Annotated in this window: 17 protein-coding genes; 9 read left to right on the forward strand and 8 right to left on the reverse strand. The window is 71.0% G+C overall.

Annotation, left to right across the window (positions count from 1 at the left end; genetic code table 11):
* Positions 1-224: 224 nt before the first annotated feature.
* Both glxA and QIS96_RS07815 read left to right on the forward strand, forming a co-directional pair.
* Positions 225-2,225 (forward strand): radical copper oxidase GlxA, encoded by a 2,001-nt coding sequence (glxA, locus tag QIS96_RS07810; protein ID WP_282541678.1) that lies wholly within the window; start codon positions 225-227, stop codon positions 2,223-2,225.
* Positions 2,226-2,713: 488 nt separating this feature from the next.
* Positions 2,714-3,775: a Ppx/GppA phosphatase family protein gene (locus tag QIS96_RS07815; RefSeq protein WP_282541679.1), complete on the forward strand. Its 1,062-nt coding sequence runs from the start codon at positions 2,714-2,716 to the stop codon at positions 3,773-3,775.
* A 25-nt stretch (positions 3,776-3,800) separates the two neighbouring features.
* Here the strand turns inward: QIS96_RS07815 and QIS96_RS07820 are convergent, their stop codons facing one another.
* Positions 3,801-4,274, reverse strand: coding sequence for a MarR family winged helix-turn-helix transcriptional regulator (locus QIS96_RS07820; protein ID WP_282541680.1), 474 nt, complete (start codon positions 4,272-4,274; stop codon positions 3,801-3,803).
* A 69-nt stretch (positions 4,275-4,343) separates the two neighbouring features.
* On the opposite strand from QIS96_RS07820, the gene QIS96_RS07825 reads away from it, so the two are divergent.
* Genes QIS96_RS07825 through QIS96_RS07835 form a run of 3 tightly spaced genes read left to right on the forward strand, consistent with a single transcriptional unit; the run spans position 4,344 to position 6,846 of the window.
* The gene (locus QIS96_RS07825) at positions 4,344-5,174 is read left to right on the forward strand and encodes an alpha/beta fold hydrolase (protein ID WP_282541681.1); all 831 of its coding nucleotides are present in this window, start codon (positions 4,344-4,346) and stop codon (positions 5,172-5,174) included.
* Between the two features lie 30 nt (positions 5,175-5,204).
* Positions 5,205-6,530, forward strand: coding sequence for a dGTP triphosphohydrolase (gene dgt, locus QIS96_RS07830; RefSeq protein ID WP_282541682.1), 1,326 nt, complete (start codon positions 5,205-5,207; stop codon positions 6,528-6,530).
* A gap of 22 nt (positions 6,531-6,552) precedes the next feature.
* A complete protein-coding gene (locus tag QIS96_RS07835; protein WP_282541683.1) occupies positions 6,553-6,846 on the forward strand; it encodes a hypothetical protein in 294 nt (97 codons plus the stop codon).
* 134 nt (positions 6,847-6,980) lie between these two features.
* On the opposite strand, the gene QIS96_RS07840 is transcribed toward QIS96_RS07835, so the two are convergent.
* Positions 6,981-7,865, reverse strand: a complete 885-nt coding sequence (locus QIS96_RS07840; RefSeq protein WP_282541684.1) for an esterase/lipase family protein — start codon at positions 7,863-7,865, stop codon at positions 6,981-6,983.
* Between the two features lie 154 nt (positions 7,866-8,019).
* Between QIS96_RS07840 and QIS96_RS07845 the strand changes: the two genes are divergently transcribed.
* The 3 genes from QIS96_RS07845 (at position 8,020) to QIS96_RS07855 (ending at position 12,019) form a co-directional block, all read left to right on the forward strand.
* Positions 8,020-8,742, forward strand: coding sequence for a class I SAM-dependent methyltransferase (locus tag QIS96_RS07845; protein WP_282541685.1), 723 nt, complete (start codon positions 8,020-8,022; stop codon positions 8,740-8,742).
* 383 nt (positions 8,743-9,125) lie between these two features.
* Complete coding sequence (locus QIS96_RS07850) at positions 9,126-10,496, forward strand: M20/M25/M40 family metallo-hydrolase (RefSeq protein WP_282541686.1); 1,371 nt, start codon at positions 9,126-9,128, stop codon at positions 10,494-10,496.
* Positions 10,493-12,019 carry a YfcC family protein gene (locus QIS96_RS07855; protein WP_282541687.1) on the forward strand — a complete coding sequence of 509 codons (1,527 nt, stop codon included), beginning with the start codon at positions 10,493-10,495 and terminating at the stop codon, positions 12,017-12,019. Before QIS96_RS07850 ends, QIS96_RS07855 begins: the two co-directional genes overlap by 4 nt.
* 20 nt (positions 12,020-12,039) lie before the next feature.
* On the opposite strand, the gene QIS96_RS07860 is transcribed toward QIS96_RS07855, so the two are convergent.
* The 4 genes from QIS96_RS07860 to QIS96_RS07875 form a co-directional block, all read right to left on the reverse strand.
* Complete coding sequence (locus QIS96_RS07860; RefSeq protein ID WP_282541688.1) at positions 12,040-12,519, reverse strand: carboxymuconolactone decarboxylase family protein; 480 nt, start codon at positions 12,517-12,519, stop codon at positions 12,040-12,042.
* A gap of 132 nt (positions 12,520-12,651) precedes the next feature.
* Positions 12,652-14,037, reverse strand: coding sequence for a vWA domain-containing protein (locus QIS96_RS07865; protein ID WP_282541689.1), 1,386 nt, complete (start codon positions 14,035-14,037; stop codon positions 12,652-12,654).
* Positions 14,034-14,924 carry an AAA family ATPase gene (locus QIS96_RS07870; RefSeq protein ID WP_282541813.1) on the reverse strand — a complete coding sequence of 297 codons (891 nt, stop codon included), beginning with the start codon at positions 14,922-14,924 and terminating at the stop codon, positions 14,034-14,036. Before QIS96_RS07870 ends, QIS96_RS07865 begins: the two co-directional genes overlap by 4 nt.
* A 370-nt stretch (positions 14,925-15,294) precedes the next feature.
* Positions 15,295-16,467: a serine hydrolase domain-containing protein gene (locus tag QIS96_RS07875; protein ID WP_282541690.1), complete on the reverse strand. Its 1,173-nt coding sequence runs from the start codon at positions 16,465-16,467 to the stop codon at positions 15,295-15,297.
* A gap of 153 nt (positions 16,468-16,620) precedes the next feature.
* Between QIS96_RS07875 and QIS96_RS07880 the strand changes: the two genes are divergently transcribed.
* Entirely contained in the window at positions 16,621-17,121 is a 501-nt protein-coding gene (locus QIS96_RS07880) for a hypothetical protein (RefSeq protein ID WP_282541691.1), read from the forward strand.
* 18 nt (positions 17,122-17,139) lie between these two features.
* Here QIS96_RS07880 and QIS96_RS07885 read toward each other — a convergent pair whose 3' ends face one another.
* Positions 17,140-17,652, reverse strand: a complete 513-nt coding sequence (locus QIS96_RS07885; RefSeq protein ID WP_282541692.1) for a GNAT family N-acetyltransferase — start codon at positions 17,650-17,652, stop codon at positions 17,140-17,142.
* 453 nt (positions 17,653-18,105) lie between these two features.
* On the reverse strand, positions 18,106-19,857 hold the full coding sequence (gene ctaD / locus QIS96_RS07890) for an aa3-type cytochrome oxidase subunit I (protein ID WP_349017373.1): 1,752 nt from the start codon (positions 19,855-19,857) through the stop codon (positions 18,106-18,108).
* Positions 19,858-19,903: the final 46 nt, after the last annotated feature.

Genomic DNA, 19,903 nt, shown 5'->3' on the forward strand with positions numbered 1-19,903 from the left:
CCTCGATCCTGCGCGCACGCCCCCGGCCGAACCAGTGGCCAGATGGACCAGAACCGCAAGCATCTGGCCACCGGTCCCGGCAGGCCTGCGGCGCTCGGTCGGGCGCCGAAGTCCCTACCGTCATCCAGGACTAATGTCCGGACTCGTCATAGAGTGCAAAACGTTCAAAACGCCCATTCGTGGGCGTTACGGTCGTCGCTGAAGTGCCTCATGGGGAGTAGTCGATGGGATTCCGTCCGAACCGCCGCACCAGCCGATTCCTGCTGGGCAGCGGAGTAGTCCTGGTGCTTGCCGCGACCAACGGCCCGGCGGTGTACGACTTCGCCTCGGAGAAGTACCACGCGTACGAGATCGATCAGCCGGAGTACAAGGCGCGGAACGGCCAGTGGCAGCTTGTGGACGTCCCCGAGAAGTACCGCATCAACACCATCCACGCCGCGCTCCTGCACACCGGGAAGGTGCTCCTGATCGCGGGCTCGGGCAACAACGCGAAGATGTTCGACGCGAAGACCTTCCGCACCGTGCTGTGGGATCCCGTGAAGAACACCTTCGAGAACGTGGAGACCCCCGCCGACCTGTTCTGCGCCGGGCACACCCAACTCCCGGACGGCAACCTGCTGGTGGCGGGCGGGACGCAGCGCTACGAGTCACTGAAGGGCGATGTGGAGAAGGCCGGCGGCCTGATGATCGTCTACAACGAGAACCCGGACAAGCCGAAGACCCTGCCCGCCGGCACCCGCTTCACCGGCCAGGAGACCGGCAAGACCTTCGAGTCCCAGGTCAGCCTGGTCGTGCCGCGCGCGAAGAAGACCACCGACCCCAAGACCGGCAAGGTCAAGGTCACCGCGAGCAGCGCGCGCGTGTACGTGGAGGCGACCGAGAAGGGCGAGGAGCACCAGACCGGCGCACAGGACCAGTACCGCATCTCCGGCCTCAAGGGCGACGAGAAGAAGAACGTCTACGGCATCGCGCAGAAGCTGTCATTCGACAAGAAGGACTTCCAAGGCATCAAGGACGCCTACGAGTTCGACCCGGTCGCCGAGAAGTACATCAAGGTCGACCCGATGGGCGAGGCCCGCTGGTACCCGACCCTGACCACCCTGGAGGACGGCAAGGTCCTCTCCGTGTCCGGGCTCGACGAGATCGGCCAGGTCGTGCCGGGCAAGAACGAGGTGTACGACCCGAAGACCAAGAAGTGGCGCTACCTCCCCAAGTCCCGCTTCTTCCCCACCTATCCGGCGCTGTTCCTCGCCGACGACGGCCGGCTCTTCTACACCGGCTCCAACGCCGGGTACGGGCCCGACGACCGGGGGCGCGAACCGGGCCTGTGGGACCTGGACTCCAACGAGTTCACCAAGGTGCCCGGCATGAGCGACCCGGACGTCCTGGAGACCTCGATGTCGGTGCTCCTTCCGCCGGCCCAGGACCAGAAGTACATGGTGCTCGGGGGCGGCGGAGTCGGCGAGTCCGAGAAGGCCACCGACCGCACGCGTCTCGCCGACCTCAAGGCGCCTGACCCCCGCTTCGTCGACGGGCCCAAGCTGTACGAGAAGGCCCGCTATCCCACGAGCGTGATCCTCCCGGACGACAAGGTGCTCACCACCAACGGCTCCGGCGACTACCGAGGCAAGGGCGACAGCAACGTTCTCAAAGCCTCGCTCTACGACCCGAAGAGCAACAAGTTCGAGTCGGCCGCCGCGCCGCTCGTGGGCCGCAACTACCACTCCGGGGGGCTGCTGCTTCCGGACGGGCGGGTGATGACGTTCGGCTCCGACTCGCTCTTCGCCGACAAGGCCAACTCCAAGCTGGCCACGTTCGAGCAGAGCATCGAGCTCTACACGCCCCCGTATCTGCACCAGGGCGGCGAGCGGCCCGAGTTGCGGGACCCCAACGGGGGGCGGAGCAGTGTGCGGTTGGGCGGGAAGACGAAGTTCAGCAGCAAGGACGCGGCGTCCATCAAGCGGATGCGGCTGATGCGGCCCGGGGCGTTCACGCATGTCACCAACGTGGAACAGCGGTCTGTCGCTCTCGACTTCGAGCGTACGGAGGGGGGTGTGGAGGTGACGTTGCCGAAGAACCCGGCGCTGGTGCCGCCTGGTTGGTACATGGTGGTGGCTGTCGATGATCGTGGCGTGCCGTCGGAGGCGGTGTGGGTTCATGTTCCGGTGAGTGAGGATGCGCCTACGCGCAAGACGACGGCGGAGATCCCGGCCGCAGCCCACTGACCCGCCTCCGGCGGGTTCTTCTCCCCTCCCCGCCCCTTCCCGAAAGTCCTGCCGGACAGCTACGGGGGCCCCGGCAGTCTCTTTTCGGCTGCCACGCCGTCGTGCCTGATCGCGCAGTTCCCCGCGCCCCTGGAGAGCCGGGGGCTTCGCCGCCCCGGACCCCGGTTGCTTTTTCGGGTGCCGCGTCGTTGTGGTTGGTCGCGCAGTTCCCCGCGCCCCTGGGGAGCCGGGGGCTTCGCCGCCCCGGACCCCCGGCAGTCTTTTCGGCTGTCCGCTTCGTCGTGGCTGGTCGCGCAGTTCCCCGCGCCCCTGACGGGGCACCTCCCCAAATCCAGCCTCTCCGGCGTTTGAGGAGCGGGGGGCCGGGGGCGGAGACCCCGGGGCTGTCTGCTGAGGACTTTCGGGAAGGGGCGGGGAGGGGAGCAAAAGGCGAAGCCCGTCCGGAAGTGCTTCGCATTGGTGACCCCCGCACCGGGTACCGGGAAGGAATGCGTATGGGAGTGATCGATGTCGGCTCGAACACGGCACGCCTGGTCGTCGCAGACACAGACGGCGCCGTCCCGTTGCCCGTGCACACCGCGAAGCGCGCACTACGCCTGGCCGAACACGTGGACCGCGGCGGCCACGTCCCCGACGAGCAGGTCGACCTGATCGTGGACGCCGTCGCCGCCGCCCTCGCGGAGGGCCGCCGCTGGGGCGTGACCGAACCGTTCGCCTTCGCGACGGCCATCGTCAGGGACGCCCCGAACAGGGCGGAGGTACTGCAGCAGGTCACCGCCCGCACCGGGCTCCGCCTCAACATCCTCCCCGGCGAGCTGGAGGCCGAGCTGACCTTCCTCGCGGCGCGCCGCTGGATGGGCTGGCGGGCGGGCCCGCTCGCCATGCTGGACATCGGCGGCGGCTCCCTCGAAGTCGCCTTCGGCCGCTCGAAGTTGCCGGACTTCGCCCTGTCCCTGCCGCTCGGCGCGGGCCGCCTCACCCGTGAGTTTTTCGGCCCGCAGGACCCGCCCGCGCCTCGCCGGGTCAAGGCGCTGCGCCGGCACGTACGCCACCAGATGCGGGACGCGGCCGCCCGCGTCCGCTGGGAGACGCCTCGGACGACGGCGGCGACCTCGCGTACGTTCCAGCAGTTGGCGCGGTTGTGCGGGGCGCCGCCCGGACGGTTGGGGCCGTTCACGGCACGTCGTCTCGCGCGGGCCGATCTGCGCGTCGCCCTGGACGAGTTGGCGTGCCGCAGCAGCGCCGAGCGGGCCGAGCTGCCGGGGATCTCGGCGGCGCGCGCCCGGCAGTCCCTGGCGGGGGCGGTGGTCGCGCACACCGTGATGAAGCTGACCGGCATCGACGAGTTGACGATCTGCCCGTGGGGGCTGCGCGAGGGCATCCTGCTGCGCTGCATCGAGGACGGCGGCACGGAGTGGTGGGGCCGGACCGCGGCCCTCGCCCTGGACGCGGAGGCAGGCGGAACGGACGTCGCCGAGTCGTACGAGACGTATGCGCTGCCCGTGCTGCATCACCAAATGCACAACGGCCTTGCCGCAAAGGGTGCCTGACGGGGTGTGAGGCAGAAGGAAGGCCTCAGCCCAAGTCGACGTGGTCGATGAGCGCCAGCATCCGCGAGAGCACCCGCAGGCAGGCCGTGACCTCGGCCTCCGTGAGGTCGCCGTCCACCTGGCTCAGCAGGGCGTGCTCGCGGGCGACGACGGCGGTGATGGCGGCCCGGCCCTCATCGGTGAGCCGGACGAGCGAGGAGCGGCGGTGCGCCGGGTTGGGCGCCGTCTCGACCAGGCCGAGGGCCGCCCCGTCGTTGACCATCCGCTGCACGAACTGGCGGCTCAGCGCCTGGGCCCGGCCCATCTGCGGCACCGTCATGGGCCCGTTGACCCGCAGCAGGTCGAGCACGGCGCGCACGCCGACGGTGAGGCCCGCCACCGGCAGGCTCAGCTCCACGTTGCGCTGCGCGCGCCGGTACAGCGGCCCGACCAGGGCGTACACCTCCGCCAGGCGCTCGGCGAGGAGGTCGGGAGGCAGTGGCTCTTTCGCTTCGGTCACGCGGCCCATGATTGCACCCAGATGACACCTGGGTTGTCACCCGTCCACGCGTATGACACCTTGGTTGTCATGACTGTTGGTGCTGGACCCTCGGACCTCCACTCCTTGACCGTCGCCGGCGACCGCCTCGCCTACCGGGACTCCGGCGGCCCCGGTCGACCCCTCGTCCTGCTCCACGGCGGCTTCCTCGACCACCGCATGTGGAACGCCCAAGTGCCCTACTTCGCAACGGAGTTCAGGGTGCTCGCGCCCGACGCCCACGGCCACGGCGGCTCCGACAACGCGAGCGGGCCCTTCCGCCCGGCGGACGACGTGGCCGCGCTCCTGCACCACCTCGACCTCGGCCCCGCCGTCGTCGCCGGCGTCTCCATGGGCGGCGGCACCGCCGTCGACGTCGCGCTCGAACATCCTGATCTCGTACGGGCGTTGGTCGTCACCGCGGCCGGTACGAGCGAGCCCGAATTCGCCGATCCCTGGGTCCTCGGCGTGCAGACCGAGCAGCAGCGCGCCTTCGAGGCGGGCGACCCGGCGGCCTGGGTCGAGGCGTATCTGCAGTTCGCGGCCGGGCCCCGGCGCACCCTCGACGAGGTGGACCCGCAAGTCGTGGCCCTGATGCGGGACATGGCTTCCAGCACCCTCGCCAAGCACGCCTCGCCCGGCCCCGACCTGCGCATCCTCCCGACCGACACCTGGGAGCGCGCCGCCGGGATCAAGGCGCCCGTACTGACACTGAACGGCGAGCTGGCCTCCGACGACCACCTCGCCATGGCCGAACGCCTCGCCCGCACCGTCCCCGACGGCCGCACCGCCACCGTCGACGGCACCGCGCACTACCCCAACATGGAACGCCCCGACCTGTTCAACGCCCTCGTGCGGGACTTCCTGGCCGAACTTCCGTAACGACGGGGGAAGCGCGCGTACGATCCGGCCATGCGCCCCGCCCAGTACAGCGACGACGACCTCGAACAGCACTCCCTGCGCCGCCGGGTGTCCGACGACGGGCAGCGGTCCGGCTTCGAGCACGACGTGGACCGCATCCTCTACTCCACGCAGTGGCGGGCGCTCGCCGGCAAGAGCCAGGTCGTCGCGAGCGGTGAGCTCGGCGCGTACCACACCCGCCTCACCCACTCCATGAAGGTGGCCCAGCTCGGCCGCCGCATGGCCGAGCGGCTGCAGCGGAAGTACGGCGGGCCGAGCCCCGCGCTCGTCGAGGCGGCCTGCATGGCGCACGACATCGGCCACCCGCCCTTCGGCCACGCGGGCGAGACCGCGCTGCGCGCCACCATGGACGAACTCCGCGCGCAGTCAAGCCAGTTGGACAGCTTCGAGGGCAACGCGCAGACCTTCCGCGTGGTCACCTACCTCGCCGCCCACAAGTACCCCGGCCACCGCGGACTCCACCTCACCCGCGCCTGTCTCGACGCCGCCACGAAGTACCCGTGGGAGCGCGCCCCGCTCGTCGACAACCCCGCGCGGCACTTCAAGTGGGGCGTGTACGACGCCGACCGGACCGCGTTCGCCTGGGTGCGGAACGGGCGTACGGACACCGCCGTGCCCGTCGAGGAACAGGTGATGGACTGGGCCGACGACGTCACGTACGCCTGCCACGACGTCGAGGACTTCTACCGCACCGGGCACATCCCGCTCGCCTCCCTCTTCCCGCCGCCCGGCGCCGCGGGCGGCGACACCGAGCGCGAGGTGCGGCGCTTCCTCGACTATGTGCAGGACAAGCGGGCCCGTACCGGCGAGCCCTTCGAGCGGGGCGCGGCACAGGAGTTGCTGACCGAGATCGGCAAACGCCTCTCCGTGCCCGCGCCCTACACCGGCAGTCACGACGACGCCGTCGCGGTCAACCGCCGCACCTCCGACCTCATCGACTACTTCACCCGCGGCATCACCCTGGACGTCGGCGGCAGCGCGCCCATCCGCTATGGCGCGCGCCTCGTCATCCCCGCCGAGCGGCGCGCCGCCTGCGATCTGCTCAAGGAACTGGTGTGGGCGTACGTCATCGACCGGCCGGCCCTCGCCACCCAGCAGCACGGCAAACGGCGCATCGTCGGCGAACTGCTGCGCTGGACGCACGAGTCGCCCGAGCTGCTGCCGCCGGACCGCGCCGAGGAACTCGCCGGGCACGGCGACGTGTTGAGGGCCGCGGCCGACCACGTCGCGTCACTCACCGAGGACCAGGCGCTGGCACTGCACCGCCGCCTCTCGGGCACGGGCCTCGGGTCCGTCAACGACAACGTGTGGCTGTGAGCCGGGGCTAGGATCAACCGCCATGGAAATAGGCATCTTCATCATGCTGTTCGGTCTGTTCTTCGTCGCCAGCGCCATCGAGAGCAAGATCAAGCGCGCTGAGCGCAGGACCGCCCGCGTGGAGCGCAAGCTGGACCTGATCATCGAGCACCTCGGCGTCGACGCGGGCGGCCTGATGCCGAACCTCGCCCCGGTCCACATCTTCCTTGCGCAGGGCGAGCGGATGAAGGCGATCAAGGAGTACCGGAAGATCACCGGCGTCGGCCTGAAGGAAGCGGTGGACGAGATCCAGCGCCTCACGGACACCCACCGCTGATCCGACCCCTGTTCCCCCTCCCGCTCCCGCCAGCTGGGCGATCGCGCGGGGAACGCCGCCGACCAGGCCGCCGAGGTGGACCGGCTGCTCGGGCTCGGCCGGTCCCGTACTCGTAGCCGTACTCGTGAACGGGCTCAACTCGTCGCGGACAGACAGGTGGTGGGCGTGGCGTGCTCCGGGTCGAGGGCGTTCGCGACCTCGTGGAACGCGAGCCGGTCGGCAAGGCCGATCGCCACGTGCCCGGACAGGTCGGCCGCGCACTTGTCCTGCAGCAGCACGTTGTTCACACCGGGCCCGTCCAGGAACTGCGTGCGGTACGGCGTGACGACCTGGTCGTACTTGGTCGCGATGACCGTGTACCTGACGCCGGGGACCGTGTCGCCGCCCTCGTTCAGCCTGGTCAGGAACGGGGAACCGGCGACCTGGTCGGTGAGGGCCGGGGCGTTCTCGTCGACGAAGTCACGGGCACCGGGGAACGCGTCGAGCAGCTGTGTGAGGCCGTTCACGGTCGTGCCGTGGTTGCTCGGCGCGATGCCGACAAGCGCGTTCACCTCGTCCGCGCCGCCCAGGAACTTCAGATAGTGGCGCGGCATCATCCCGCCCTGCGAGTGGCCCACCAGATCGGCCTCGCGGGCGCCCGTCGCGGCGAGCACCTTGCCCACGTACGCGTCCAGCTGCTCGGCGGACTTCTCGACCGGGCCGAGTCCGTGGAACAGCGGCACGTTCGGCAACTGCCCGTAGTCCAGGGAGAAGACGCAGTAGCCGCGGTCGACCAGATAGGGGGCGAGGCCCAGCCAGTTGTCGACGGAGTTGCCGAGCGTGCCGTGCACGAGGACCACCGGGCGGGGGTGCGCGGCCGACGGCTTGCAGTCGTAGTCGTTCCAGCCGCTGCTCGACGAGGCGGTCTGGGTGGGGGCGGCGTCCGCCTGGGCGGCGGTGGGCGTCGTCAGTGCGGCGGCGGCCAGCAGCAGAGCGACGAGGGGGCGCAGTGCGCGCGGGGCTCGGGACCTGGACAGCATCGAACGGTCTCCTTGCGGCTCGTGGGGTGAGCTTGCGTAGGGGAGGAGCGTCGTGCTCCAGCCAAGTTACGGGCAGGTAGCCCGACGGGGAAGTAACGGGTCGGCAAAAATTGACACAGAGTCAATAACGAGGAGCCGCAGCTAGGGTGACGGAATGTTCACCTCCCAGGGGCCGACCCTTCGCGAACTGGCCGAACAGGCGCTGACCTCCGTGGAGCGGGGCTACGACCTGCTCGCCCCGAAGTTCGACCACACCCCGTTCCGCACCCCGGACCGCATCCTCGAAGCCACCGAGGCCGCCCTCACCCGCCTCGGCCCCTTCGACACCGGGCTCGACCTGTGCTGCGGCACCGGCGCAGGGCTCGACGTGCTGCGCGCGGTCTGCCGCCGGCGGGCCACCGGCCTCGACTTCAGCGCCGGCATGCTCGCGCGGGCGGCCGCGGACCGGGCGGGGGAACCGGCGCAGCTCGTACGGGGCGACGCGCGGGCGCTGCCGTTCGCCGCCGGGGCGTTCGACCTGGCCGTCAGCTTCGGGGCGTTCGGCCACTTCCTGCCCGCGGAGCGGCCGGGGCTCTTCGCCGAGGTGCACCGCGTGCTGCGCCCCGGCGGGGCGTTCGCCTTCCCGGTCGCGGCCCCGCCCCGCTTCGGCACCCCGGCGTACTGGGCGCTGCTCGGCTTCGACGCGGCGATGCGGGTACGGAACCGGGTGCGGCGGCTGCCGTTCGTCATGTACTACCGGACGTGGCCGCTGGGCGCTGTCCGCGCGGATCTGGAGAGGGCGGGGTTCGGGGTCGAGCTGCGGGTGCTGGAGGAGTTCGGCAGGCGGCGCGACGGGAGCCCACGCTGCAGGCTGATCGTGGCCCGCAGGGCGGCTTGAGGGTCACCTGTCCGGCGGCGTTCTTCTTCCCCAGCCCCGCCCCTTCCCGTAACTGAGGCTCCGCCCCAGACCCCTCCCCCAAGCTCTCGGCTGCGCTCGAGCAGGGGGGACCCCCATCTCAAACGCCGGAGGGGCTGAATTCGGCGGCGACCCGTGCCCCGATAGGGGCGCGGGGAACTGCACGACCAGCCACGACGGCGGGCAAGCCGAAAGACAGCGCCGCAGGCTTTCGGGAAGGGGCGGGGAGGGGAAGGAACGAGCCCGCAGGGCGATCGACGGCGCCCGAATCGACGGTGCGGAACCAGGCGCCCCCAGATGCGCCCCACCCCCACCTCCGCGATGCTCGGCGCGTACAGCGAGGACCCCGCGGCCGAGAGGAACCCATGTCGGACGACACCCCGGACACCCTCCCCGCCACCGTCGACGCCCTGATGGACGAGCTCCGCTCCGACCTGGAGGAGCTGGCCGCCATCCCGTCCATCGCCTTCCCCGGCTTCCCCGCCGGCCCCGTGCACGACGCCCACGACCTGCTCGTACGGCTGCTGCGCGAGGCGGGCGTGGCGAACGTCGACCGCATCGACCTGCCCGACACCGCGCCCGTCGTCTTCGCCGAGATCCCGCCGCCCGACCCGGCCGCGCCCACCGTGCTGCTCTACTCCCACTACGACGTACAGCCGCCGGGCGACGAGTCGCTGTGGCTGTCCCCGCCGTTCGAGCCGACGCCGGTCGCGGGCGGTCTGCGGGCGCGTGGCGTCGCGGACGACAAGGCCAACGTCATCGCCCACCTCGGCCTGCTCCGGGCATACGGCGGACGGCCCCCGGTCGGCGTGAAGATCGTGTTCGAGGGCCAGGAGGAGTACGGCAGCGCCTTCGACGCGTACCCGCAGACGAGGCCGGAGCGGTTCGCCTGCGACGCCATGGTCATCGCCGACCTCGGCAACCTCCGCCCCGGCACCCCCACCCTGACCACCGGGCTGCGCGGCGCGAGCGAGGTCGTCGTCGAGGTCCGCACCCTCGAAGAGCCGCGCCACAGCGGCGGGTTCGGCGGCGCCGCGCCCGACGCGCTGCTCGTCCTGGTCAAGGCCCTCGCCACCCTGCACGACGTGCACGGCGACGTCGCCGTGGCCGGGCTGCGCCGCGCCCCCTGGCCCGGCCCCGGCTACACGGAGGACGAGTTCCGCTCCCTCGCCGGCGTCCGCGACGAGCTGCCGCTGCTCGGCTCCGGCACGCTCGGGGAGCGCCTGTGGAGCGGGCCCGCCGTCACCGTCGTCGGCCTGGACGCCCCGGCCGTCGAGGGCGCCGCCTCCGCCGTGGTGCCGTACGCCCGCGCCAAGCTCAACCTGCGCTTCCACCCGCGCCAGGACCCGCAGGAGGCGCAGGCGCTGCTCGTCGACCACCTGCGCTCGCTGCGCCCCTTCGGCGTGCCGCTCACCGTCACACCCGGCGACACCGGCCCCGGCTACGAGGCCGCCACCGACGGGCCCGCCTACCGCGCCGCCCGCACCGCGCTCAAGGAGGCCTGGGGCGAGGACGCCGCACACGTCGCGACCGGCGGATCCATCCCGCTGGTCAACGGGCTCGCGCAGGCCGCGCCCGACGCCGAGGTGCTGCTCTTCGGCGCGCAGGACGGCCTGTGCAACCTGCACGCCCCCAACGAGCGCGTGCTCTTCTCCGAACTCCGCAACACCGTCCTCGCCCTGTGCGCGTTCGTCCGCGAGTACGCGGCCGACTTCCGCGGGGACGCCTCCCGATGAGCGGTCCGAGTACGACGGAAGAGCCCCAACAGCCTGACCGCGGAGGGAAGTTCACGTTTCCGAGCGCCCTCACCGTGCTCGTGCTCGTCACCGTCGCCGTCTGGCTCCTCGCCTTCCTGATCCCGCCCGGCGCGTACGAGCGGAACGCGGACGGCGCGCCCGTGCAGGGCACGTACCACCGCGTCGCGGCCACGCAGAGCTTCGTCGACCGTCTCAACGACCTGTTCCTCGCGCCGGTCAACGGCCTCTACGGCGGGCAGGACGAGAAGACCGGCCAGGTCGGGCCCGACCTGACCGGCGCCCTCTACGGCAGCGCGGGCGTGTTCCTCTTCGTGCTCGCCATCGGCGCGTTCATCACCGTGGTCTTCGCGACCGGCGCCCTCGACCGTGGCATCGCCCGCCTCGCCCACCGCCTGCGCCACCGCGGCGCGTTGCTGATCGCCGGCGTGATGCTGGTCTTCTCCGTTCTCGGCACGGTCGAGGGCTTCGCCGAGGAGACACTCGGCTTCTACGGCCTGCTCGTCCCGATGATGCTCGCCCTCGGCTACGACCGGATGGTCGCCGTCGGCGCGTCCATCCTCGGCGCGGGCGTCGGCGTGCTCTGCTCCACCGTCAACCCGTTCGCGACCGGCGTCGCCTCCTCGGCCGCCGACATCTCCCTCGGCGACGGCATCGTCCTCCGTTTCGTCATGTGGCTCGTCCTGACCGCCGTCACCATCGGATACGTCGTGCACTACGCGACGCGCGTGCAGAAGAACCCCGACCGCTCCGTCTGCGGCTTCCTGCCCGGCGACCGCGAGCAGTCCGTCGCCGCCACCGAGGAGGCCCCCGAACTCACCCGGCTCCACAAGGCCGTGCTCGCCCTGCTCTGCCTGGTCTTCGCATTCATGATCTTCTCGGTGGTGCCCTGGTCCAGCGCCCTGACCGGCGACGCGGACGCCGAGCCGTACGGCTTCGAACTCGGCTGGTCCTTCCCGCAGTTGGCGGCCCTCTTCCTCTGCGCGGCGGTCCTGGTCGGGATCGTCGCCCGGTTCGGCGAGCAGAAGCTCAGCTCCGCGATCACCCAGGGCGCCGGCGACTTCATCTCCCCGGCGCTCGTCATCATGCTGGCCCGCGGCGTGACCGTGATCATGAACAACTCCCGGATCACGGACACCGTCCTGCACTCCATCGAGGGCGTCGTGCAGGGCACCTCGTCGGGGCTGTTCGCGGTGATCGTGTTCCTGGTGAACCTGCCGCTCGCCTTCCTGATCCCGTCCACCTCCGGGCACGCCACGCTCGCCATGCCGATCCTCGCGCCGCTCGCCGACTTCGCGGGCGTCTCCCGTGCCGTCGTCGTCACCGCCTGGCAGGCCGCGAGCGGCTGGACGAACCTGTGGGCCCCCACCACGGCGGTCACCATCGGCGGCGTCGCCCTCGCCAAGGTCGGCTACGACAGGTACCTGCGGTTCGTCTGGCCGTTGCTCGCGATCCTGCTCGTGCTGATCTGCGGGTTCGTGGCCCTCGGCGCGATCCTCACCTGAGGTCCGACCCCGCGGGGTGCTCAGTCCGCGTACGCGGCGAACATGCCGGGCTCGTACGACCCGCCGGGGTTGTGCACGATCACGTTCATCCTCGTGGACGCGTTGATCAGGGCGATCGTGCAGACCAGCGCGCCGAGCCGGTCGTCGTCGAAGTGCTTGCGCGCCGCCGCCCAGGTCTCGTCGGTCACGCCCCGGTCGCCGAGCAGCGTGCCCTCCTCGGCGAGCGCGAGCGCCGCCCGCTCCGCCTCGCTGAACACGGTGGTGTGCCGCCAGGCGGCGACCAGGCTCAGCTTCAGCGCGCTCTCCCCGGCGGCGGCCGCCTCCTTGGAATGGATGTCGAGGCAGAAGCCGCAGTCATTGAGCTGGGCGACCCGCAGCTGCACCAGCTCCCGCAGGCCCTTCGGCAGCGTCGACTGCTCAAGCGGCAGCGCGGCGTTGAAGAACCGCTTGGCGACCTTCGCGGCGGTCGGGCTCTGCATCAGGTCGAAACGGGGTTCCATGGCGTACGTCCTCACGGTGGTGGCGCGGGCCCGGTGCCCGCGCCGTACGCACACAAGACGCCGGTGCGAGCGATCCTGTGACACCCGCCTCTGCGGCCGACAGTCGGGGGTGCCGTGCGTCGGGGGGGCGGCTTACACCGGCACCAACCGGCCGATCAGCGCGCCGAGTTGGCGTGCCGTGCGGCACTCGTACATGTCGACGACCTCCGCGTACGCCGACGCCGCCGAGTCGCCCGTGTCCCACAGGGCGCGCCGCTCCGGGTTGAGCCAGTACACGCGCTGTGCCCGGTCGCGGATGTGACGCAGCGCGTCGGCGTTCGGCGGGGTGCGGTTGGTGCGGGCGTCGCCGAGGACGAAGACGCAGGCGCGCCGGCCGAGCGTCGACACGTACCGCTCCGCGAACTCGCCGAGCGCCGTGCCGTAGTCGCTGCTGGAGTGGAAGCGCGTGACCTCCGCACCCGACAGGATGCGGGCGCTGAGCCCCTCCGGGTCGGCGCGGCCGCGGTCGAGCAGGTCGGTCACCTCGTCGACGCTGTTGACGAAGGCGAACACCCGCACCTTGCTGAACTCGTCGTGCAACGCCTGCACCAGCAACATCGTGAACTGCGCGAACCCCGCCACCGAACCGGACACGTCGCACAGCAGCACCAACTCCGGCCGGCCGGGCCGCCGCCTGCGCAGCACCGGCCGCATCGGCACCCCGCCCGTCGACAGTGAACCGCGCACCGTACGGCGCAGGTCGATCCGCCCGCGCGCGGCCCGACGCCGGCGCGCGGCGAGCCGCGAAGCCAGTTTCCGCGCCAACGGCCTTACCGTGCGGTGCAGTTCGGCCAGCTGGCCCTGGTGTGCGACGAGGAAGTCCACACGGTCGGCGGTGGGGGCGACGGCCCGGCGCGCGATCGAGTCGGTCCCGCGCCGCTCCGCGACCCGCCGCCGCGCCTCGGTCGCCACCAAACCCCGGAAGTCCTCGATGCGCCGGCGGATCTCGTCGGCGGTGAGCCGGTCCGTGAACCCCGCCCGCTCGTCCTGGCCTTCGCGCAGTGCCGCGAGGACACGCGCGAGCAGGGTCTGCGGCCGCAGCCGCTCCAGCGTCTGGTACGCGGACCAGCCGTCCGAACCGGGCGACTCCCCGTACCCGCCGAGCGAGTCAACGGCCTGCGCGGCGAGCTGCGCCATCGCCGCCGCGTCGTTCTCGGCCAGCGCCGCGGCGAGCCGCGCCCTCAACTCATCCCGATCCAGGGGGACTTCGGCCGCCGCCGACGGATCCCCGGGCGCCCCGACCGTCCGCGGAAAGTACAGGTCGAAGACCTGGTCGAACACCGGCCGCTGGCCCTCGCCGTGCAGCAGCGTCGCCGCGAGCCCCGCCCGCAGCCGCTCCCGGTCGGCCAGGCCGAGCGCCGCCACCGCGAGGCCCGCGTCCACGCTCTCGCCGGTGCCGACCCGTACGCCCTGGTCGCGCAGCGCCCGTACGAACCCGGTCAGCCGCTCCGCCACACCCGCACCGGAGAGGGCACTCACACCGCGTCCAGGTCCAGCTTCGCCGCCGCCTTCGCCACGTCCTCCTGGTGCTTGAGGACGACGCCGAGGGTCTGGCGTACGACGGTCTCGTCAAGCGTGTCCGCGCCGAGGGCGAGGAGCGTGCGCGCCCAGTCGACGGTCTCGGCGACCGACGGGGCCTTGCGCAGGTCCATCGCCCGCAGCGCGCCCACCACCCGCACCACGGACTCGACGAGCGCCGCGTCGAGCCCAGGCGCCTTCAGACGTACGATCCGATGCTCCAACTCTTCCTCGGGGAAGCCGATATGGAGGAACAGACAGCGCCGCCGCAGCGCCTCGGACAGCTCGCGCGCCGCGTTCGACGTGAGCACCGCGAACGGCCGCCGCTCGGCCCGTACGGTGCCCAGCTCGGGCACGGTCACCTGGAAGTCGCTGAGCACTTCGAGGAGCAGGCCCTCCACCTCGACATCGGCCTTGTCGACCTCGTCGATCAGGAGGACCTTCGGGTCGCCGCCCCGGATCGCGGTCAGCAGCGGCCGGGCGAGCAGGAACTCCTCGCTGAAGATGTCCGTACGGGTCTCGTCCCAGCTCTCGTCGCGGCCCGCGGTGATCCGCAGCAGCTGCTTGGCGTGGTTCCACTCGTACAGCGCCCGCGCCTCGTCCACGCCCTCGTAGCACTGCAGCCGTACGAGGCGGGCCCCCGCGACCTGGGCGACGGCCTTGGCCAACTCGGTCTTGCCGACGCCCGCGGGGCCCTCGACGAGGAGGGGTTTGCCCAGGCGGTCGGCGAGGAAGACGGTGGTCGCCACGGCGGGGGAGGCGAGGTACCCCACTCCGGCGAGCCGCGCTTCCACGTCTTCGACGGAGTCGAAGTGCGGGGTCGACGTGGCGTCGACGAACGTCTCTATGGTGCCCAAGTCGACCTCCCGGAACGGCGGATGAACCCGTCGGCGCACTCTAACCGCTACGGATTTCTCCCCCTCCCCGCCCCTTCCCTGAACTGGGGCTCCGCCCCGGGGCTGGCTGTCAGGGGCGCAGGGAGGCGGGGCCCCGTAAGGGGCGCGGGGAACTGCGCGACCGGCCACGATGGCGGGGCAGTCGAAGGGCGGCGGGGTCCGGGGTGGAGCCCTGTGAGGGGGCGCGGGGAACTGTGCGACTAGCCACGACGGTGGGACAGCCGAACGACGGCCGGGGGTCCGGGGCGCAGCCCCGAAGCTGCCGCAGGCTTTCGGGAAGGGGCGGGTAGGGGGAAGAACCCACCCGCCCCCACACCCGCCCTCACCCCCCAACACACAAGCGGACAGCGTCAATCAGCCGGTTCGCCCGATCGTCCCCCCACCCCACCATCCGATTCGCCACATACGCGAACCCCACCCCGAACTCGTCGTCCCCGAAGCCGAACTGCCCGCCCGCACCGTCGTTGCCGAAGCTGCGCGCCCCGAGCAGGGGCCGGAACGCCGCCGAGTCGAGCAGGAAGCCCGACCCCCACCGCACCCCCATGTCAAGCCCCGACCAGGAGGTCCCGGAGGACAGTTCCCGTACCGCTTCGGACACCGTGTCCTCGGACAGCAGCCGGGGCGAGCCGTCGACGCCGGTGGCGGCGGCCGCGTAGAGGCCCGCGAGCCCGCTCGCCGAGGCCAGCGCCCCCGAGCCCGGCAGCTCCATGGCGAACAGGTCCGGGTCGTTCCAGCCGCGCGGCCCGTCCAGGCCGGGGAAGTTGAGCGCCCCGTTCATGGTCACGATCCGCGTCAGCAGATGCTCGGGCTCCGGCATCGCGGGTCGCCCTTCCGCCTCGACCAGCCGGGCCCGCCCCGCCGACTCCGCCTCGAACGCACCGATCCACGCGCGCAGCCCCAACGGCTCCCCGACGACTTCACGGAAGTGCGCCCCCGGCGTGCGCCCGGTGATCCGCCGCACCACCTCGCCGAGCAGAAAGCCCAGCACCTGACCGTGGTACTCGTACGCCGCCCCCGGTTCCCACAGCGGCTTCTGCTCCTCCAGGGCCCGCACCACCGGCGTCCACGCGGCGATCTCCTCGAACGACGGCGACGCGTCGAGCACCGGCACACCGGCCCGGTGCCCGAGCACCATGCGGCAGGTCACGGATTCCTTGCCGTACTGCGCGAACTCCGGCCAGTAATCGGCCACCGGCGCGTCCAGATCGAGCAAGCCCTCCTGCGCGAGCAGGTGTACGGAGACGGCCACCAGGCCGTTCGCGCAGGAGAACACCGGCACGACCGTGTCCTGCTCCCAGCGCCGCCCGGTGCGCTCGTCCGCGACGCCGCCCCACAGCTCCACGACCTTGCGGCCGTCCACGAACACCGTGGTGGCCGCGCCCAGTTCGGGGAAATCCTGAAAGTTCCTCGCGAAGGCGTCGGCCACGGCGCCGTACCCCGCGTCCACCCAGCCCGGCTGCTCCACCACGACCGCCCCGTTCCTTCTGCTGCGCATACGCGCACTGGTCCGCCGGAATGCCGACCGGCGCACGCTACGCAGCGCGCGCCACCCCTGGCCATCTAATTACGCGCGCTGCCGGGCGGCCGTGCTATCCGAGGTGTGCTATTCGGGGTGTGCCCGGCACACATGTGGGGCGACCATGGGCCCATGCCCACCTCCCTCTCCTCCCGCTCGCCCTCTTCCTCCTCGCCCTCGCTGACCTTCCGCTGCCGCAGCTGCCACACCGTCATCACCGGCCCCGTCGTGGAGGTCGCGCTGCCCGACCCCGACAAGGCCCCGATGCCGTACAGCCGGCAGGGCGTCGGCGACTGCCCGTCCCGGGTGGGCCCCGGTGCCTTCGCCTACGAGCCGCCCCGCGCAGCGGCCTCCCGGATCCGCCCCACCGAGACCTGGGACGTCCGCGCCCTCTACAAGTCCCTTGCCCTCGACGGCGTGATCCTCGCCAAGGCCGACCTGCGCAACACCCGAACCACCACCCGCCGGGGCCGTGTCAACGGCTGCTGCGGGCTCGACGGCTGCGACGGCCCCAACCTGGAGTGCGCGCAGTGCGGCAACTTCGTCGCCACGGAACAGTCGGACTGCTGGACCGCCCAGCAGATCGCCCTGGTGCCGGCGGCGGTGGAGCTGGGCCCGGCTGCGGGGGACTGAGGCGGTACGAGCGGCTGGTCAGTGTCGTCCGTTCCGGTCGGCGGCCCGCCCGACCAGCTCGCGGGTGAACTGGAGGCCCGGCATCCCGTCCAGCGTCGTCTCGCCCGCCGGGACGAACCCCGTACGGGTCAGGACCGCCTGGGAACCCGCGTTAGCCACGGTCGTCTCGGCGAGCAGTGTGCGCAGGCCATATGTGTCCGCGGCGAGCGCGAGGACGCGGCGTACGGCGCTCGTGGCGAGGCCGCGGCCGGCCGCGCGTTCCGCGATGCGGTAGCCGAGGGATGCGGTGCCGTCCGCCACATCGACCAGGTTGACCCGGCCCAGGACCGAGCCGTCCTGGTCGACCAGGACGTGGAAGTGGCAGACGCCTGCGGCCTGTTCGGCGAGGAGCGCCGTGTGCCGGTCGGCGAACTCGGCGAAGTAGGAGTCGCCCCGGTCCGGTACCCAGCGCGCGAAATAGGCGCGGTTCTCCCGCTCGAAGTCGAGGAGAGCCGGGGCGTGTTCGGGGCGCAGGAGCGTGAGTTCGGGCATGGCGACACCGTACTGGCCGTGCGGTACGGGAGAGACGGCCGCTCGATCGTCTGATCTTTGCCCGAAGTGTTCGAATCGGGTCCACGAATTCCCCGTACGTCATCGGGGAGTTGACCAGCGTCGATTACACAGGGCGAAGAACTGCCACAGCGGAGGCCTTGGTTCCGTCACCCGTCCGGGGCAATGGGGGTCGGCGCACGCTTATGGCGATTCTGTGAAACTGCATTCCTATCCGATGACCGGGCGCCGGCAGTCGAGGCGTGGACGGGGTGGTGCGCGCCGACGGCCGCACGGCGTGTCCGGGTCGGATACGCGTACGCCGGAGGCGGCTGGCCAGGCATACGCGGCGGGGGCTCCGGTGCACCACGGAGCCCCCGCGAAATCCCTCTGGACGGCCCGGACCTTGAATCCAGGAACCCGGACCGTCAAGTCTCAACCGCTCGAATTCGCCGCCTACTTGACGCGGTCCCCGCTGCTGCCGCCGGACCGCAGGCGCTCCGCGTCGGCCTGCTCGATGGCGGCGATCTCCGGGTGGTGCAGATCGAATGCCGGGGACTCGGAGCGAATACGCGGAAGCGCCTCGAAATTGTGCCGCGGCGGCGGGCACGCGGTGGCCCACTCAAGAGAACGCCCGTACCCCCACGGATCGTCCATGCCGACCGGCTCGCTGTATTTCGAGGTCTTCCAGACGTTGTAGAGGAACGGCAGGACCGAGAGGCCGAGCAGGAACGAACTCATCGACGAAACGGTGTTGAGGGCGGTGAATCCGTCGGCCGCGAGATAGTCCGCGTAACGCCGCGGCATGCCTTCGACGCCGAGCCAGTGCTGCACCAGGAACGTGCCGTGGAATCCCGTGAAAAGCGTCCAGAATGACATCTTGCCCAGACGTTCGTCGAGCAGTTTCCCGGTGAACTTCGGCCACCAGAAATGGAATCCGGCGAACATCGCGAAGACCACGGTGCCGAACACCACGTAGTGGAAGTGCGCCACCACGAAGTACGAGTCCGATACGTGGAAGTCCATCGGGGGCGAGGCCAGGACGATGCCGGTCAGGCCGCCGAACAGGAACGTGACGAGAAAGCCCGTCGTCCACAGCATCGGCGTCTCGAAGGAGAGGCTGCCGTTCCACATGGTGCCGATCCAGTTGAAGAACTTCACGCCCGTCGGCACGGCGATGAGCATCGTCATGAACGAGAAGAACGGCAGCAGCACCCCGCCCGTGACGTACATGTGGTGTGCCCACACCGTCGCCGAGAGGGCGGCGATGGCGATGGTCGCGCCGATCAGTCCCATGTAGCCGAACATCGGCTTCCGCGCGAAGACCGGAATGACCTCCGAGACGATCCCGAAGAACGGCAGCGCGATGATGTAGACCTCCGGGTGGCCGAAGAACCAGAAGAGGTGCTGCCACAGCAGCGCGCCCCCGTTGGCCGGGTCGAAGATGTGCGCCCCGAACTTCCGGTCCGCCTCAAGAGCCAGCAGCGCCGCCGCGAGGACCGGGAACACCATGATCACGAGCACGGCCGTGAGCAGCACGTTCCAGGTGAAGATCGGCATCCGGAACATCGTCATTCCCGGCGCCCGCATGCAGATGATCGTGGTGATGAAGTTGACCGAGCCGAGAATGGTGCCGAACCCGGAGAGCGCGAGGCCCATCAGCACCATGTCGGCGCCGATGTTCGGTGAGTGCATGCCGTCCGAGAGCGGCGTGTACATGAACCAGCCGAAGCTCGGCGCACCGTCCGGCGTCAGAAAGGAACCGATGGCGATCAGCGAGCCGAAGAGATAGAGCCAGTACGCGAACATGTTCAGCCGCGGGAACGCCACGTCCGGCGAGCCGATCTGCAACGGCATGATCCAGTTCGCGAAACCGGCGAACAACGGCGTCGCGAACATCAGCAGCATGATCAGGCCGTGCAGCGTGAACGCCTGGTTGAACTGCTCGTTGGAGATCAACTGGCTGCCAGGGCGCGCCAGTTCAGCACGCATCACGAGCGCGAGCACGCCGCCGAACAGGAAGAACGCGAATGACGTGACCATGTAGAGCGTGCCGATGGCCTTGTGGTCGGTGGTCGTCAGCCACTTCACCACCGTGAGGCCGGGCCCGCTGGGCCGGGCCGCCGCCCGCGCGTGCGGGCCGCCCCCGGCGGACGCGGGCTCCTCGGGCGCGGGCTGCGGGGAAGGGGACGGAGGATGGATGGCCACGCGAACACCAGGCCCTCTCTGCATCGGCGACATCGGCACGGGGCCG

Origin of the sequence: Streptomyces cavernicola (assembly GCF_029968035.1) — a bacterium.
Classification (GTDB): Bacteria; Actinomycetota; Actinomycetes; order Streptomycetales; family Streptomycetaceae; genus Streptomyces; species Streptomyces cavernicola.